The sequence below is a fragment of the Aeromonas sp. s7(2024) genome, from assembly GCF_040907825.1.
Lineage (GTDB): Bacteria > Pseudomonadota > Gammaproteobacteria > Enterobacterales > Aeromonadaceae > Aeromonas > Aeromonas veronii.
The window spans coordinates 213,004-229,151 of the sequence record NZ_JBFOCM010000035.1 but is presented as its reverse complement, the minus strand read 5'-3'; the positions used below and the strand labels follow the sequence as shown (position 1 = coordinate 229,151).

The 16,148-nt window shown below is 59.9% G+C and carries 13 protein-coding genes; 8 read left to right on the top strand and 5 right to left on the bottom strand.

Features of this window, described 5'->3' with window-relative positions; translation table 11 throughout:
- Positions 1 to 17: 17 nt before the first annotated feature.
- Complete coding sequence (locus tag AB5Y73_RS15340) at positions 18 to 737, top strand: ABC transporter substrate-binding protein (RefSeq protein WP_043818930.1); 720 nt, start codon at positions 18 to 20, stop codon at positions 735 to 737.
- A gap of 91 nt (positions 738 to 828) precedes the next feature.
- Here AB5Y73_RS15340 and AB5Y73_RS15335 read toward each other — a convergent pair whose 3' ends face one another.
- A complete protein-coding gene (locus tag AB5Y73_RS15335; RefSeq protein WP_005338498.1) occupies positions 829 to 2,121 on the bottom strand; it encodes an HAAAP family serine/threonine permease in 1,293 nt (430 codons plus the stop codon).
- A 498-nt stretch (positions 2,122 to 2,619) separates the two neighbouring features.
- On the opposite strand from AB5Y73_RS15335, the gene AB5Y73_RS15330 reads away from it, so the two are divergent.
- Both AB5Y73_RS15330 and AB5Y73_RS15325 read left to right on the top strand, forming a co-directional pair.
- Positions 2,620 to 3,558: a LysR family transcriptional regulator gene (locus tag AB5Y73_RS15330; protein ID WP_042055187.1), complete on the top strand. Its 939-nt coding sequence runs from the start codon at positions 2,620 to 2,622 to the stop codon at positions 3,556 to 3,558.
- 73 nt (positions 3,559 to 3,631) lie between these two features.
- Entirely contained in the window at positions 3,632 to 5,044 is a 1,413-nt protein-coding gene (locus AB5Y73_RS15325) for an MATE family efflux transporter (protein WP_100646568.1), read from the top strand.
- Positions 5,045 to 5,159: 115 nt separating this feature from the next.
- On the opposite strand, the gene alsS is transcribed toward AB5Y73_RS15325, so the two are convergent.
- Together alsS and budA are read right to left on the bottom strand one after the other, a co-directional pair.
- Positions 5,160 to 6,830 (bottom strand): acetolactate synthase AlsS, encoded by a 1,671-nt coding sequence (gene alsS, locus AB5Y73_RS15320; protein ID WP_279499296.1) that lies wholly within the window; start codon positions 6,828 to 6,830, stop codon positions 5,160 to 5,162.
- Between the two features lie 18 nt (positions 6,831 to 6,848).
- A complete protein-coding gene (gene budA / locus AB5Y73_RS15315; protein ID WP_005349809.1) occupies positions 6,849 to 7,643 on the bottom strand; it encodes an acetolactate decarboxylase in 795 nt (264 codons plus the stop codon).
- A gap of 108 nt (positions 7,644 to 7,751) precedes the next feature.
- On the opposite strand from budA, the gene AB5Y73_RS15310 reads away from it, so the two are divergent.
- On the top strand, positions 7,752 to 8,687 hold the full coding sequence (locus AB5Y73_RS15310) for a LysR family transcriptional regulator (protein ID WP_043818935.1): 936 nt from the start codon (positions 7,752 to 7,754) through the stop codon (positions 8,685 to 8,687).
- A 42-nt stretch (positions 8,688 to 8,729) separates the two neighbouring features.
- Here the strand turns inward: AB5Y73_RS15310 and tyrS are convergent, their stop codons facing one another.
- Positions 8,730 to 9,929: a tyrosine--tRNA ligase gene (gene tyrS / locus AB5Y73_RS15305; RefSeq protein ID WP_005347884.1), complete on the bottom strand. Its 1,200-nt coding sequence runs from the start codon at positions 9,927 to 9,929 to the stop codon at positions 8,730 to 8,732.
- A gap of 109 nt (positions 9,930 to 10,038) precedes the next feature.
- Between tyrS and AB5Y73_RS15300 the strand changes: the two genes are divergently transcribed.
- Together AB5Y73_RS15300 and AB5Y73_RS15295 are read left to right on the top strand one after the other, a co-directional pair.
- A complete protein-coding gene (locus AB5Y73_RS15300) occupies positions 10,039 to 11,376 on the top strand; it encodes a peptidoglycan DD-metalloendopeptidase family protein (protein WP_118854203.1) in 1,338 nt (445 codons plus the stop codon).
- 312 nt (positions 11,377 to 11,688) lie between these two features.
- Positions 11,689 to 12,810, top strand: coding sequence for an anhydro-N-acetylmuramic acid kinase (locus tag AB5Y73_RS15295; RefSeq protein WP_118854204.1), 1,122 nt, complete (start codon positions 11,689 to 11,691; stop codon positions 12,808 to 12,810).
- Between the two features lie 22 nt (positions 12,811 to 12,832).
- Here AB5Y73_RS15295 and AB5Y73_RS15290 read toward each other — a convergent pair whose 3' ends face one another.
- A complete protein-coding gene (locus AB5Y73_RS15290; RefSeq protein WP_118854205.1) occupies positions 12,833 to 13,705 on the bottom strand; it encodes a hypothetical protein in 873 nt (290 codons plus the stop codon).
- A 415-nt stretch (positions 13,706 to 14,120) separates the two neighbouring features.
- Here AB5Y73_RS15290 and AB5Y73_RS15285 point away from each other — a divergent pair, with 415 nt between their 5' ends.
- Positions 14,121 to 14,258: a hypothetical protein gene (locus AB5Y73_RS15285; protein WP_236279814.1), complete on the top strand. Its 138-nt coding sequence runs from the start codon at positions 14,121 to 14,123 to the stop codon at positions 14,256 to 14,258.
- A 614-nt stretch (positions 14,259 to 14,872) separates the two neighbouring features.
- Complete coding sequence (locus tag AB5Y73_RS15280) at positions 14,873 to 16,138, top strand: RidA family protein (protein ID WP_118854206.1); 1,266 nt, start codon at positions 14,873 to 14,875, stop codon at positions 16,136 to 16,138.
- Positions 16,139 to 16,148 lie beyond the last annotated feature (10 nt).

The window sequence follows — 16,148 nt, the reverse complement described above, 5'->3', positions numbered from 1 at the left end:
CACAAGGAGTTATCTCTATGAGCCTGAAATGGAAGCACCTCGCCCTGGCCACTCTTCCCTTGTTCGGCATGTCGGCCGCGCAGGCGGCGGTGTTGACCAGCCTTGAATGGCCCCCTTACACCAGCGCCAGCCTCCCTGAACAGGGCAAGAGCAGTCAGGTGGTGACCGCAGCCTTTGCCCTGGCTGGCGACCCGCTGACCATCAAGTTCTATCCCTGGCAACGGGCCGTGGACGAGGCGACCAACAACCCCGAGGTACTGGGTTATTTCCCCGAGTATCTCGACCCCAAGAGCAGCTGCCTTTTCTCTGACCCCATAGGTAACGGCCCTCTCGGGTTTGCCCAGCGAGCCGATCAGCCGGTCACCTGGCAGAGCCTTGATGACCTCAAGGGCAAGAAAATTGGTGTCGTCACCGGCTATGTGAATACCACCGAGTTCGACGAAAAAGTGGCCAGCAAGGCGCTCTCGGCTGACGCCACCAGCTCGGACAGCCAGAACCTGCTCAAGCTCGGCAACGGTCGGCTCGATCTGGCGGTCATCGACCAGAATGTGATGACCTATCTGCTGGAGAGCGATCCCCAGCTCAAGGACGTCGCCGCCAACCTCGGTTTCAACGGCAAGATCCTCGAGGACAAATCCCTCCACGTCTGCTTTACCAACTCCGCCAAGGGGAAAGAGGCGCGGGACAAATTCAACAAGGCGCTGGCCAGCGACGAGGTGAAGAAGCTGATGAAGTAGCGATACCGCATCCGCTCACCACCCCAAACAGCCATAAAAAAAGCCGCCTCTTGCGAGGCGGCTTCTTCATTCAACTTGGTAACCGGCGTTATCAGGCAATCAGCTTGTAGATGATACCGGACATGGCGATCAGGCCGATGATGGTCACGAAGCCGTTGCTGATGTTGCCAGCGTATTTGCGCATGGCCGGAACCTTGGTGATGGCGTACATCGGCATCAGGAACAGCAGCATTGCGATGATCGGGCCGCCCAGGTCTTCAATCATGCCGAGGATGCTCGGGTTGATGGTAGCGATGGCCCAGGTGGTCAGGATCATGAACACGGCAGTGACTTTGTTCAGTTGCTTGGTGTCAACGTTCTTGCCCTTCTCGCGCAGCGCCTTGGCCATCAGGCCGTTCATGCCTTCTTGCGCACCCAGGTAGTGACCCAGGAAGGATTTGCTGATGGCAACCATGGCGATCAGCGGAGCCACAGTACCGATAACCGGGTTGTCGAAGTGGTTGGCCAGGTAGGACAGGATGGAGATGTTCTGTTCTTTGGCAGCAGCCAGGTCAGCCGGGGAGAGGCTCAGTACGCAGCTGAATACGAAGAACATAACGGTCATCACCATCATGACGTGGGCGCCCAGCAGGATGTTGCTGCACTTCTTCTCGGCACCTTCACCGTAACGACCTTTGTTGTCCACCGCGAAGGAAGAGATGATCGGGGAGTGGTTGAAGGAGAACACCATTACCGGGATAGCCAGCCACAGGGTCTTGATGAAGTCACCGTTGAAGGCGTCGGACAGGGCCGGAGCTTCAGTTATGATGGCACCGTTCCAGTGCGGGATCAGGTAGAACGCCAGACCCATCAGGGTGAGCACGAACGGGAATACCAGCACGCTCATCGCTTTGACGATAACCTGGCCGCCCAGACGAACAACCGCCATCAGACCGAGGATCAGGGCCAGTGACAGAACGGCACGGGGAGGTGCAGACATGCCCAGCTGGTGAACAATCACGCTCTCGACGGTGTTGGTGATGGCGACTGAATACATCAGCACGATCGGGTAGATGGCAAAGAAGTAGAGCAGGGTGATGAATTTGCCTGCGGTCTTGCCGAAGTGCTCTTCTACTACTTCAGTGATGTCGCCATCACGGGTAGAGCCGGACAGCACGAAGCGGGTCAGACCACGGTGAGCAAAGAAAGTCAGCGGCAGCGCCAGGATCAACATGGCAACCAGCGGCCACAGGCCACCTACACCGGCGTTGATTGGCAGGAAGAGCACACCGGCACCGATCGCGGTACCGTACAGACCCAGCATCCAGACCACATCGGCCTTGTTGACGCCGCGGGAGGTGTTGCTGGCTAAACGACCATCAGCTGCAATATTCATGTCAGACATACGTTGTTCCTGTCATCTAGGAAAATGGGATTCTTGTTTGGTCGGGCCTTGGCCCGGTTCCATCTCCCTGGAACGCCTGCTGTCCGTCCTTGATATTAACCTCTCGCCCCCCGGCAACCTGGCCATCACTCCTTGTGACAACAGGATTGCAACAAACAACAGTGCGAGATTTTGACCCTGAGGGTCGGCGCCCGTCTCACTTAACAACCGATTAACGTGCGCCACTCTTGATGGGCTGACTTTAATTAAATGCCCTTATTAATCACAGCGTTTTTTTGAATTAATCAACCAAAGTTTGATTTTGGTCGCCTTTCGGACGACCAAGATCACACTCAAAGCGCCTTATTGTGAGTTTTTTTTAACAATTCAACTTAGTTTCACTGGAATCAATGGCCTGCGAGCAGCTACATATTTGCAACAAGCCACCCATTTAGCGCGGATTGTGTGCAGCACGGCCTTGGCGTACCCTTGTGACTCACGCCTTTTTGTTGATTGATGATGACCATTACCCGTACCGATCTCGCCGAACTGGCGGTGTTTGCCGCCGTCGCCCGTCACCGCAGTTTCAGCAAGGCCGCCCTCGAACTCGGGGTCTCCGCCTCCGCCCTCAGCCATAGCCTGAAGGGGTTGGAAGCAAGGCTGGGGGTGCGGCTGCTCAACCGCAGCACCCGCGCCGTAGTTCCGACCGAAGCGGGCCAGCGGCTGCTCAAGCAGCTGCTCCCCACCCTCAATACTCTTGAAGAGGCGCTTTGCGAGCTTGCCCGCAACAGCGATGAACCGGTGGGGCGACTCAAGCTCTGCGCCCCCCGCGGCGCCATCGACAGCCTGCTGGCACCTGTGCTGATCGACTATCTGGCCCGTTATCCGCGGATGCAGGTGGAGGTGGTGGAGCAGGAGCTGATGCCCCGGCTGATTGAAGATGGTTACGATGCCGCGCTCTTTTATGGGGATCTGCTGCCCAAGGAGATGATCGGCATCCCCCTCGGCCCGCCCCAGCGCTATCTGGTGGTGGGCTCCCCGGCCTATCTGGCGGAGCACGGTACGCCGGAACACCCGAGCGAGCTGAGCCGCCACGCCTGCATCGGATATCGCCTCACTCCGCACCACCACTATCGCTGGGCCTTTGCCGCCGACGGCACCATGCTGGAGATTGAAGTGACCGGGCCGCTCACCACCAGCACCCCGGCCCTCTATCTGGGCGCCGCCGAGGCGGGGCTGGGGCTCGCCTACTGTCTGGAAGAGGAGGTGAGCCAAAAAGTCGCGGAAGGGAAACTGCTCACCGTGCTGGAGCCCTGGTGCCCCACCTTTGCCGGTTTCTACCTCTTCTATCCCAGTCGGCACCAGTTGGGCAGCGGCCTGCGCATCCTGATCGACATGCTCAAGGCTCACTACCAAAACCCCGGATTAGTGAGTAATACTCAGCAATTCATCAAGTGAAACCCTGATTATCACCAAATAAGTATTAATCTAGACTAGCTGTTCGATAATCGAGCTCCCCGAGAGAACAGATATGTCTGCCTATTTAACACTGCGGCAACGGGCCATGACCCGTCGCTTCTGGGCTTACGCCCTCCCCTCCATTCTTGCCATGCTGGTCTCGGGGGCCTACTACCTCATCGACGGCATCTTCGTCGGCCACTATGTCGGCGCCGCTGGCCTCGCCGGGATCAACCTGGTCTATCCGGTCATCATGGTGCTGATCGGTCTGGCCGCCATGATCAGCATGGGGGCGGCCACCGCCATCTCCTTCCAGCAAGGGGCGAAAAACGACAAGCTGGCCCGTCAGGCGCTGGTCAACGCCCTCTGGCTGCTGGCCGGTCTCGGGGTAGTTGCGCCGGTGCTGCTCTATTACACCCACACCGATATCCTGCTGGGGCTGGGGATTGAACAGGGCACCGAGACCTGGAAACAGGCGAGTGACTACCTCACCTGGATTGGCGGCGGTACCCTGCTGCTGGCCAGCAATCTGGCGGTTCCCTATCTGCTGCGCAACGATGGCCGCCCGAAACTGGCCATGGTGCTGGTGAGCAGCGGCGCCGTGCTCAATATCATCCTCAACTACATCATGGTGGGTCGGTTGGGGCTGGGACTGATCGGTACTGCGCAAGCCACCCTGATGGCAGAGGGTGCGGTGAGCCTGATCGGTCTTGGCTACTTCTTTACCCCCTGGGCGCGGCTTCGCCTCAGCTGGCGGGATCTGGTACCCAACCTCCCCGCCATGCCGCACCTGCTCTTTACCGGCCTGCCGAGCCTGATTGCCCAGTTCAACCTCGGCCTGCTGCTGATGCTGCACAACAGCCAGCTGATGGTGTATGGCAATGTGAAGGATCTGGCGGGTTTTACCGTGGCCGGTTACACCGAAGCGGTCTTTATCGTCATTCTGCAGGGGCTGGCGTTCGGCATTCAGCCGCTCATCAGCAAGGCGGCAGGGGCCAAGCGCCATCGCAACCTCAAGTACCTGATGGAGATGGGGCTCAAGTTCACCTTTATCTACGGCATGCTGGTATGGCTCACCATCCAGCTGCTGCCGGGACAGGTCGCCATGCTCTATACCGGCGACAAGGATCCCGAACTGCTGGCCGCTGCCATCAGCAGCCTGACCCTCAACCTCGGCGCCATTCCGCTGGAGGGGATCATCATGTTCGGCATCGTGCTGCTGCAATCCATGGCGCGTACCCGTCAGGCGCTGGTCATCTCCATCGCCAAAACCGTGTTGCTGCTGCCGCTCATCTTCCTGCTGCCGCAACTGTGGGGTCGTGATGGGGTGCTGATGGCCCAGCCCGCGACCGTGCTGCTGCTCACCCTGCCGCTCTGCTGGCTGCTGTGGCGCGAGTGGCTGCGCCTGAAGATGGCCTGCGCGCCAAAAAACAAGCGTCGCCCACAACCGGCCCGCGCACGCGCCGCCGTCCAGCTGGCCCGTTAAGGCCATCAATACGGCAAAACAATAAAAAACCGGCATCCATTGATGCCGGTTTTTGCTATATGGACTGGTCTGCCTGCCCTTACACGAGGATTCAGGCCAGCACTGCTGCCCACACTTATGCCAATACTTCTGGCCTGAGCTGGGCCATCAACCCCGGGTTGTCGGAGTAATCCACCGGGATCGCCACCACCGCAGGCCCCTCCACCGCCAGTGCGGCCCGCAGGGTTGCGCGCAACTCGTCTGCCGAGCGCACCGTAAACCCGGCCGCCCCGAACGATTCGGCATAGCGTTTGAAGTCGATGGGGCCAAAAGAGACGCCGGAGGTGCGGCAATACTTCTGCTGCTCCTGCATCGCGACCATGTTGTAGCCGTTATCGACCCAGATGATGTGAACGATATTGCTCTTGAGCCGCACCGCCGTCTCCAGCTCCATGCTCGACTGCATAAAGCTGCCATCCCCCGATACCGAGATCACCTTCTCCCCCGGCCGCACCAGCGCGGCGCCGATGGCCCACGGCAGTGCCACCCCCATGGTCTGCTGACCGTTGGAGATCAACACCTGACGAGCGCGGAAGCTGTAGAGGTAGCGGGCAATCCAGATATGGAAGCTGCCCATATCGACGCAGAGGGTCATGTCGTCGCGCACCAGATCCTGCAGCTCGCGCACGATGCGCAAGGGGTGAACCGGATTGCCGTGCAGATCGTCGGCCCGCATTGCCAGGCGCAGCCGCTGCTGGCGTACCCCTTGCAGCAACCGATCCACCTCGGGGGGGCGTATTTTCGGATTGCCCATGATGCGGGTCAGCTGCAACAGGTTGGCCCGGATCGACCCCACCAGCTCGGCGGTCGGGCAGTAGCTGCTGTCGATATCGGCAGGCAGCACGTCGATATGGAGGATGCGCCGCTCCCGATCGCCATTCCACAGCACGGGGTCGTACTCGATGGGGCTGTAGCCGATGCAGATCACCAGATCAGCCCCAGCCAGCAGCTGATCCCCCGGCTGGTTGTTAAACAGCCCCACCCGTCCGGCAAAGTCATCGAAGTGGCAGCTGTCCACCACCCCGGCAGCCTGATAGGTGCCGGTCACCGGCAGCCGCGCCTTGTCAAGGAAGGCGCGTACCGCTTCGGCATTTTCCGGCCGGCTCGCCATCAGGCCGAGCAGCACCACCGGATTCTGGGCGTTGCGCAGCAGGGTCAATGCCTGCTCCATATTCTGCTCATCGGCGCAGCCCGGCTCCGGCACTTCGCGGGGCACCAGCACATTGCCCTGTACCGGCTTGTTGATGATATCCATCGGCAGGCTGACAAACGCCGCCCCCGGCCGCCCCAGCTCGGCGGCGCGAAAGGCGTTGGCCATCACTTCCGAAATCGCCGCCCCGCTGTTGACCTGGGCGCTGAACTTGGTGACCGGACGGCAGAGGTTGACCGTATCCATGCTCTGATGAGTGAGTTTGAGGCCATCGGCACGGCGAACCGCACCGCCCAGCGCCACCATGGGGTCCCCCTCCGAGGTGGCCGTCGCCAGCCCGGTAATAAGGTTGGAGCAACCGGGGCCCGAGGTGACCAGCGCCACCCCCGCCTTGCCGGTAAGGCGCCCCACGGCGGCCGCCATAAAGGCGGCGTTCGCCTCGTGGCGCACCACTATGGTCTCGATGGGGGAGTCCTCCAGCGCATCGAACACCCGATCAATCTTGGCACCCGGGATCCCGAACACCTGCTTGACCCCTTGCGCCTCCAGATGACGAACCACCAGCTCGGCACCGCACTTCCACTGTCTGTTTTCCATGATATTGCTCCTTGTCTATCAGCCTTCGGCGGCCTGAATGGCGCGATCGAGATCGGCAGGGTTGAGGTCGGCCTGCCGGAAAGCGGGATCCGATGGCAGGGCCAGATTGAGGTGACGCACCACTGAAAGTCGCAGGGTGCCGTGGGCCATGGTGTAGTCGAGCAGATGGCCGCCCCCCTTGCGATCGGCGGTGATCATATGTTCGTGAAAGCCCGCCACATTGACCCCCTGCACGAACGGCGGGCAGCGAAAACCCACCAGAGTCCCCGCCACCGCGGCAAAGCGGAACAGCGGCTGCTGCTCGATGGCCTCCAGCATGGGGCGATAGGGCGGCTCCTGACGCGGCACGGTACGAACCTTGGCCATTTCAAACTGGCCGTCGAGGCGCAGGGCGACGAAGACGTTGTCGGAGCCCACCAGCCGATCCACCCACTGGTGGATCTCGTCACGGCTCAGGGGGTGATCGAAGCGACGCTCCAGACAGGGGCGAAAATGGGTCATCACCGCAAAGGGGGTCTTCTGATCGGCGCGGGCGGGCCGGGCCGAGCCATCGGAGCGCAACTGGTGGATCTGGCGCTCGAAGGCGATCAGCTCGCCATCGAGGTGGTTGAAGGTGCCGAGGCCAAAGTCGCCGTGGCGCAACAGCTCGCTCATGGTGGTCTCCCCTTCGTAGACCCCCGCCAGCAGGGCGCTCATCAGGGAACTCTGGTAGATCTCGCCACCGTCATGCTGCCTGCGCCAGCGGGAAAACTGCTGGCTCACTTCGAGGGCACAGCTGCACCCGGCACTGTCAGATGTTGCAATATGTTCCATTCGGGTTTCACCTCCACCGTGAATCCTGTTAGCGTTCGGATCCAATGGTGACTTGGTTCACATTTCAACACCAATACGCTGATCCCATGACTTTGAGACTCAATCGATATGGAACTTCGTACGCTCCGCTACTTCATGGCCGTTGTTGAAAAGCAGAATTTCACCCGCGCAGCCGAATCACTCAACATGGCCCAGCCGCCCCTGAGCCAGCAGATCCGCAAGCTGGAGGAGACCCTGGGCACCCCGCTGCTGCGCCGTTTGACCCGCAGTGTCGAGCTGACCGAGGCGGGCGAGAGCCTATATCGGGATGCGGCGCAGATCCTGGCGCTGGCCGATGCGGCAAAACTGAAGGTAAAGCGGATTGCCCGGGGCGAGCAGGGGGCGCTGCGGATCGGCTTTGCCGGCTCCACCGTGCTCCACCCCGCAGTGTTGACCCTGCTGCACGACTACCGGGAACGCTACCCCGAGGTAGCCCTCAGCCCGCAGGAGGGCACCATGCCGGCACTGGTGGAGGCGCTGCGCAACGATCGGCTGGACGCCGCCATCTTGCGGCTCCCCTGCCGCGGTAGCGAGGGCTTTGCCCATCACCTTATCGAGCAGGAGCCGCTGCTGATCGCCCTGCCGACCAGCCATCCCAAGGCCAAGCCGGGCCCCTTGCCACTGGCCAGCCTGAAGGACGAGAGTTTTATTCTGTTTCCCCACGCCATCGGGCCCGGGCTCTATGACGGCATCGTGGGCCTCTGTCGGGAGGCGGGGTTCGAACCGATACTGGGGCCCGAATGCCCGCAGGTGATCTCCACCGTCGGCATGGTGCAGGCGGGCTTTGGCGTGACCCTGGTGCCCAGCTCGGTGGCGGCGCTGCGCCCGCTCGGGGTCAGTTATCACCCCATTGAGGGCAACGGCATGATGACCAGCATCAGTCTGGCGACACGGCCGCATCCAAGCAGTGCCGTGCTGCGGCACTTTATCGCCCAGATCCGTGCCGCCCAGATACGACAAGGCCTCCCGAAGGAGGCCCTGTTGAACAAGCTTGAACCGGTTTGATGGCCAGCTTGCCTGATGCGACGGCTTAGTTGACGGTACTGCTTATTTGACAGTCACGCGGGCAAACTTGCGCTTGCCGACCTGATAGACGGCGGTACCGGCACCAATGAGTGCCTTGCCATCTTCCAGCTTCTCGCCATCAACCTTGACCGCGCCCTGCTTGATCATCCGCAGCGCTTCGGAGGTGGTGGCTACCAGATCCGCCTCTTTGAGCAGGTTGGCGATGGCCAGACCTTCGCCTTCCAGTGCCAGCTCGATTTCCGGCATCTCGTCCGGAATGGCGTTCTTGGAGAAACGCTGGGTGAAATCTTCGTGGGCCGCTTCGGCCGCCGCTTCGTCGTGATAACGGGCGATGATCTCTTTGGCCAGCCAGATCTTCACGTCGCGCGGGTTGAGAGTACCGGCAGCGATGCCTGCCTTGAACTCTTCGATTTCGGCCAGCGGACGGAAGGAGAGCAGCTCGTAGTAGTTCCACATCAGATCGTCGGTGATGGACATGATCTTGCCGAACATCTCGCCCGGAGCGTCGTGGACGCCGATGTAGTTGCCTGCGGACTTGGACATCTTCTTGACGCCATCCAGACCCACCAGCAGCGGCATCATCAGCACGCACTGGGTCGCCATGCCGGCATCTTTTTGCAGCTCGCGGCCCATCAGCAGGTTGAACTTCTGGTCGGTACCGCCGAGCTCAACGTCCGCCTTCAGCGCGACCGAGTCATAGCCTTGCAGCAGCGGATAGAGGAATTCGTGAATCGCGATGGATTGGCCGCCGGTGTAGCGCTTTTTGAAATCGTCGCGCTCCATCATGCGGGCCACGGTCTGCTTGGCCGCCAGCTTGATCATGCCGGTCGCACCCAGCTCGCTCAGCCAGGTCGAGTTGTACTCGATGCGGGTCTTGGCGGGGTCGAGGATCTTGAACGCCTGCTCCGCATAGGTGAGGGCGTTATGCTTGATGGCCTCTTCGGAGAGCGGCGGACGGGTAGCGTTCTTGCCGGAGGGGTCACCCACCATGGCAGTGAAGTCACCGATCAGCAGGATCACTTCATGGCCCAGATCCTGGAAGGTCTTCAGCTTGTTGAGGATCACGGTATGACCCAGGTGAATGTCGGGGGCGGTCGGGTCCATGCCCAACTTGATGCGCAGCGGGCGCCCTTCCTTCAACTTGGCGACAAGTTCTTCTTCAACCAGAATTTCTTCCGCTCCGCGCTTGATCTCGGCTAGCGCCACCTCGAGCTGGGACATTTTTTGACTCTCCATCACGATTCCACAGGGCCAAACATATTACTGGAATGGCGGGCCAATTGGAAAGGCTGTAAAATCCGTCCATTCTGCCCGACTTCATCTGCTTCTCATGGTTATTTGGCACGCCTTCAACGCACTCCCCCACTGGCACCGCAAGATGGTGCTGATCTTGAGCATCATGATCATGATGCTGGCTGCCTGGCCCAGCGAACAGGCAGTAGCAACACGGGTCGATGAAAACGGCAACGAGATTGCCCTGCGACAGCAACAAGAAGAGAACAGCGACGACAATCTGGCCCAGGACGATATCACCGCAGATGCCGTGCAACCGGCCACCCCGCCCAAACCGCGCTACATCACCAAGCAGGTGAAGGTACGCCGTGGCGACAACATGGGAGTCATCTTCCAGCGCATTGGCCTGAGCACCACGGATCTGCACCTGATCGACCAGCTCGAGGGCAGCGATCCCCTGCGGATGCTGCAACCTGGGCAGGAGCTCACCTTCAAGCTCACCGAGAACGGCGAGCTGCACAGCCTCTATTACCCCCACAGTCTGGAGCAGGCGCTCAAGGTGAGCCGCAAGGAGGAGACCTTTGTCGCCCGCAACGTCAAGATCGCCCTCGACACCCGCGAACAGGTGAGCAAAGGGGAGATCCGCTCCAGCTTCTGGGGCGCCGCGGTGGATGCGGGAATGACCGAAGATCAGATCATGGACTTGGCCGCCATCTTCGGCTGGGACATCGACTTTGCCCAGGACTTGCAGCCGGGGGACAGCTTCCGGGTGGTCTATGAAGACAAATTCCGCGACGACGAGCGGGTCGCCTCCGGCGATATTCTGGCGGCAGAGTTCGTCAACCAGGGCACCGCCTACCGCGCCGTGCTCAATGAAGATGGCAACTACTACACCCCGGAAGGCAAAGCGATGCGCAAGAGCTTCCTGCGTGCGCCGGTCAACTTCAAATACATCAGCTCCAACTTCAACCCGCGCCGCCTCCATCCGGTGACCGGCAAGATCCGCCCCCACAACGGCATCGACTATGTGGCGCCGGTGGGCACCCCCATCATGGCAGCGGGCTCAGGCAGCGTGGTGGCTGCCGGTTACAACCAGTTCAACGGCAACTACGTCTTTATCAAGCATGCCGGCAACTATGTAACCAAGTACCTGCACCTCTCCAAGCGCACCGTCAACAAGGGGCAGCGGGTGAAGCAGGGGCAGACCATCGGCACTCTGGGTGGCACCGGCCGCGTCACCGGCCCGCACCTGCACTACGAATTCGTGGTGGGCGGCATTCACAAGAACCCGCGCACCCTCACCCTGCCGCAGGCAGAGACCCTGAGCGGACGCGAGCTGGCCAACTTCAAAAAGCTGGCGATGCCGCAACTGGCCAAGCTCGACAACCCCGAGCTGCAGCTGGCCCAGAACAAGCGGGATAGTCGCGGCAACTAAGTCATCAGGGCTGGCAGGGTGAAGACCCTGCCAGCCCCTTTTATTGAACCCGCGCCAGGCAACCAGATTGAAATGAGTCCGCTTTCAGGCATAAGATGAGATGGAACACTGGGAGCGGCATGTGGCACAGGCGTAAGGGCTTATCTATCCTGTCTCTCTCACTCTTTTTCCGGTCCGCATTGAGGATGCACCATGGTTGAGCGTTATATCGGTCTGATGTCAAAGACCACGCCATGTGGCATGGGATGAAAGCCGTTCCCCTCTTCACCCTCTCTGCACACCGCATTTTCAAGCAGCAATGTAAGGAGACACATGGCTGAACGCTATATCGGTCTGATGTCGGGAACCAGCATGGACGGCATTGATGCCGTGCTGGTGATGATCGCCGGGGATGAACTGCGGGTCGAAGCGGCGCTTTGTCACCCCTGGCCGCAAGAGACCGCCCGCACGCTGCATGCCCTCTGCACCCCGGGCGACAACGAAATCGACCGCATGGGGGTGGCCGATAATCTGGTGGCGCGAGAGTTTGCCGCCGCCACCCACGCGCTGCTGGCCAAGGCGAAGCTTGAGCCCAAAGATATTCGCGCCATCGGCAGCCACGGCCAGACCATCCGCCACCGTCCCCAGCTCGGCTTTACCCTGCAGATCGGCAACGCCGCCCTGCTGGCCGCCCTGACCGGCATCGACGTTATCGCCGATTTTCGCACCATGGATATGGCCCTCGGCGGTCAGGGGGCGCCGCTGGTGCCCGCCTTCCATCAGGCACTGTTTGCCAAGCCCGGCGCCCTGCGGGTGGTACTGAACCTCGGCGGCATCGCCAATATCTCGGTGCTGCCGGGCAATCCGGGCGGGGTATATGGTTTTGATACCGGCCCGGCCAACACCCTGCTAGATGGCTGGTATCGCCGCCATCAGCCCCACGGCGGCAGCTATGACGCCGGTGGCAAATGGGCCGCCAGTGGCAAGCCCATCCCGGCCCTGCTGGAGACGCTGCTGGCTCACCCCTACTTCGCCGCCCCCGCCCCCAAGAGCACCGGACGGGAGATGTTCACCCTCGATTGGCTCGATGGGGAGCTGGCAGACACTTCATACGACCCCGTGGATGTGCAGCGCACCCTGCAGGCGCTCACCTGCCACAGCATCGCCCGCCAACTGCCCGCACGGCCCGAATCAGTCGGTGCCAGCCAGCCGAAAGCCGAGTTGTTTGTCTGCGGCGGCGGTGCCCATAACGCCCCCTTGCTGAAGGAGCTGGCCAGCCTGCTGCCTGCATGGCGCATCGCCAGCACTGCCGAGCTGGGCCTTGCCCCCGACTGGGTGGAAGGCGCAGCCTTTGCCTGGCTGGCCATGTGCTTTGTTCACCGCAAACCGGGCAACCTGCCCGCCGTCACCGGCGCCAGCCGTCCGGCTGTGCTGGGTGCCCTCTATCCCGCCTGAGTGATGACAAGGGGGCTGCGGATCAGTGTGCCCCCTTGAACAGACGCACAACCTGTTGCCGGATCGGTGCAAACAGCGGGGGCTTTGGCGGCTCCAGATTGATATGGCGCCGCCCGGCACGGGTTTCACAGCGAAGCAGATTCTGGATGTAGTGCTGGTGGGAGCGATGGATCAGCTGTGAAGCCTGATACGCCCACTGTCTGGGCACGCCCCACAGGGTGCTGGCAATCGCACCAACGATGCAGAAGAAAGCGGGCTCCTGAATTCCCATCCGGCTGGCGTTCTCCAGCGCCTCCTTGAGCGAGTTGGAGTGGGCAATACAGGTCATGATATTGACCATGAAGGCGTCGTAATCATCCTCCCCACCCTTGCCAACACGCGCCGTCAGGGTCGCCGCGGGCTGATAACCAAACTGATGGCCGATATTTTCCAACACCGTATTCCGCTGGCGGATCACCTTGCCATAAAACATCAGCATCACCATGCAGTCGATCGCCTTGCACAGCGCCTCGTAGTGGGGATGGCTCTTCTTGGGACGCGGCGCCGTGGCGAGGGCCAGCTCTTCAGATATAGCCAGCAGGCCCACAGGTACGGCGGTGCTGACAAACGAGAGATCAATCGACAGCTCCAGCCCCTCCTCCCCTTCCATGCGGGCCACAATCACATGTTCGCCAAACAGCCGACGCTGGCGCTCTATAAAGGCGCCAAAGACCAGATCACGAAACTGCTTTTGCGGATAAGGGGTATCGAGCAAGCTCTCGATGGTCATGATGGCGGCGGATACCCGGCCGCGCAGTCGGTAATCGGCAGGAATGGGAAAGCTCTTTCCCAGGCGAGGAGGTAACCGCTGCCCAGATGTTTGACAATACATATCGCCCAGAACGAAACCCAGCATAAATCCTCCACAGTCAGGTAATGATGATCGCGACGCGATCTCGTTTGCCAATCCTGGGCAATGGCCTGCCGGTGCATCGATGCTCTCCGTCAGGGCTCCTTGATTACCTTATTAATCATACGATTAATAGTGAGTAAAAAAAGCGACCTGACTCGCAATCACGCCACTAATTAACAGTTTCATCAAGAAACCATAAAAAGCGGTCGATAAATCCATTTTTTTACATATTTTCATTTAAAAACAATACGTTGAACTTTAAAGCTGCGAAATCAGCTAAGCTGTTTCATAGCCCTGAAAACCATCCCAATCATCACAACCAGCCACAGATAAGGGGGAGATCAGACAAAGCCGCAAAAAAGTGGAAGAAGCGACAACGCGGGGCAACCCCCCCCCCCCATCGGGGGATGCAACCGGCGTGAAGAGAAGCGGATTGCCACCACCACCCCTCATCCAGCGCCACCTCTCATCCAATGCCACCGCTCCCGCACATCGTCACGCCAACGCCATGATCCCCACTCCTGTGCAGCAGGAGCAGATCCGCCGTGCAAATTAATGGCATAGAATTTTATGGCGTTAATAACAGATCCCGGCTGCCAGCAAGGCATCATCGAGTATGCCGGAATAATCATTAATAGAGAGGAATGCAAAAGCCGTGAATTATATTCCAGAGGTATCTTTAATAAGGTGGATATGCATATTCACGGGAATTTTCATAGCCCCTTAAAAGAGCTGAAAACAGATATCCATGCACCATAATATGCATTATTTGCACATCGGCGCATAATATTAACCCTTTATTCACACGCCAATATCCCGAAGAGGGGGAGAGCAAACCCAGTCAGGGCAAGGCTGTCCGCCGGCTCGGCACCATTTGCGCACAAATTGGCTCCTATTTCGGGTGAATTGAATAGCAATATGATTAAATTTGCGCCCATTGAGCCATCTCATAGAAATGCAATCAGCGGTTTGCAACCCCTGATAGCCACTCATAGAATCGCAGCGTCTGAAATATCTACCCTGTCCTCTTCTCCCTTATTTCTCTCAGTAATTGAGTGGATCACAAATAATAACCGGGGATGCCGCCGCTGGCGCAGTGGCCGTGGCGTACAACAAGATGGGGTAAACCTTTACCTGAATGAACAACAAATATTAAAAAGAGGCATATCTATGAGTGGCACCATCATCAAGTCGGCAAGAAATACCCCCCATGCCCCCCAGGATCTGGGCCCCTGCACCCAAACGGTGGCGTTTTCTCATTACAACAATATCTCCGCCCAGCTGCCGGTCGATCCCGCCACCGGCAAGATGGTGAGCGGCGATGTCACCGCGCAGGCAAGACAGTGCCTGAGCAACCTCAAGGCGATCATCGAGAGCATCGGCCATGTGATGGACGATATGGTCAAAGCGACCATCTTCCTGAAAGAGATGGCGGATCTTGAGGCGGTCAACGCCGTCTATCGCGAATTCTTCCCGGGCTATCTGCCGACCCGCACCACCCTCGCCGTCGCCGCCCTGCCGCTGGGCGCGCTGGTGCAGATCGATGCCATCATCTCCAACGGCGAAGGTACCTTCCCGCAAGATCCTTGCCCGCTGGTTAAACTCGCCCGCAATAGCGACAAGGCGCCGCACAATCCGCTCTCGACCCATACCGTGGCCTTCTCCCACTACAACAATATCGGTGCGCAACTGCCGGTCGAGGCCGCCTCGGGCCAGCTGGTTGCCGGTGGCATCAAGGAGCAGGCGGGTCAGTGCCTGCGCAATATCAAGGCGGTGCTGGAGAGCATCGACGTGCCGTTTGACGATATCGTCAAGGTTACCGTCTATCTGACCGATCTGGCCGATCTGGAGGCCGTCAACGAGGTCTACACCACCTTCTTCCCCGACTCAGCCATCGCCCGCGCCGTCGCCTATCTGCCCGCCCGCTCTGTGGTCAGTGCCGCCGCCCTGCCCATGGGGGCACGGGTGCAAATGGATGCGGTCATCTCCCACGGTGACGGCACCCCGCCGCAACTGGTGGAAGACAGACACAATCTGGTGATCCGTGCCCGCAATACCGACAAGGCACCGCGTAGCCCGCTCCATTGCCAGACCGTCGCCTTCTCCCACTACAACCATCTCTCTGCGCAGTTACCGATAGACCCCGCCACTGGCAAGATCCTGGCTGGCTGCATCAAGGAGCAGACCGCCCAGTGCCTGAGCAATATCAAGGCGATTGTGGAGAGCATCGGCCATGTGATGGACGATATCGTCAAGGTCAATATCCAGCTCGGCAATATCGCGGATCTGGATGCGGTCAACGCCGTCTACACCAGATATTTCCCGGGTTATCTGCCTGCCCGCACCGTGATTGGCGTGAGCGAGCTGCCCGCCGGCGCCCTGGTGCAAATTGATGCGGTAATGTCCAATGCGGAAAGCACCCCGCCGCAGGTGTAATGTTGCGGGA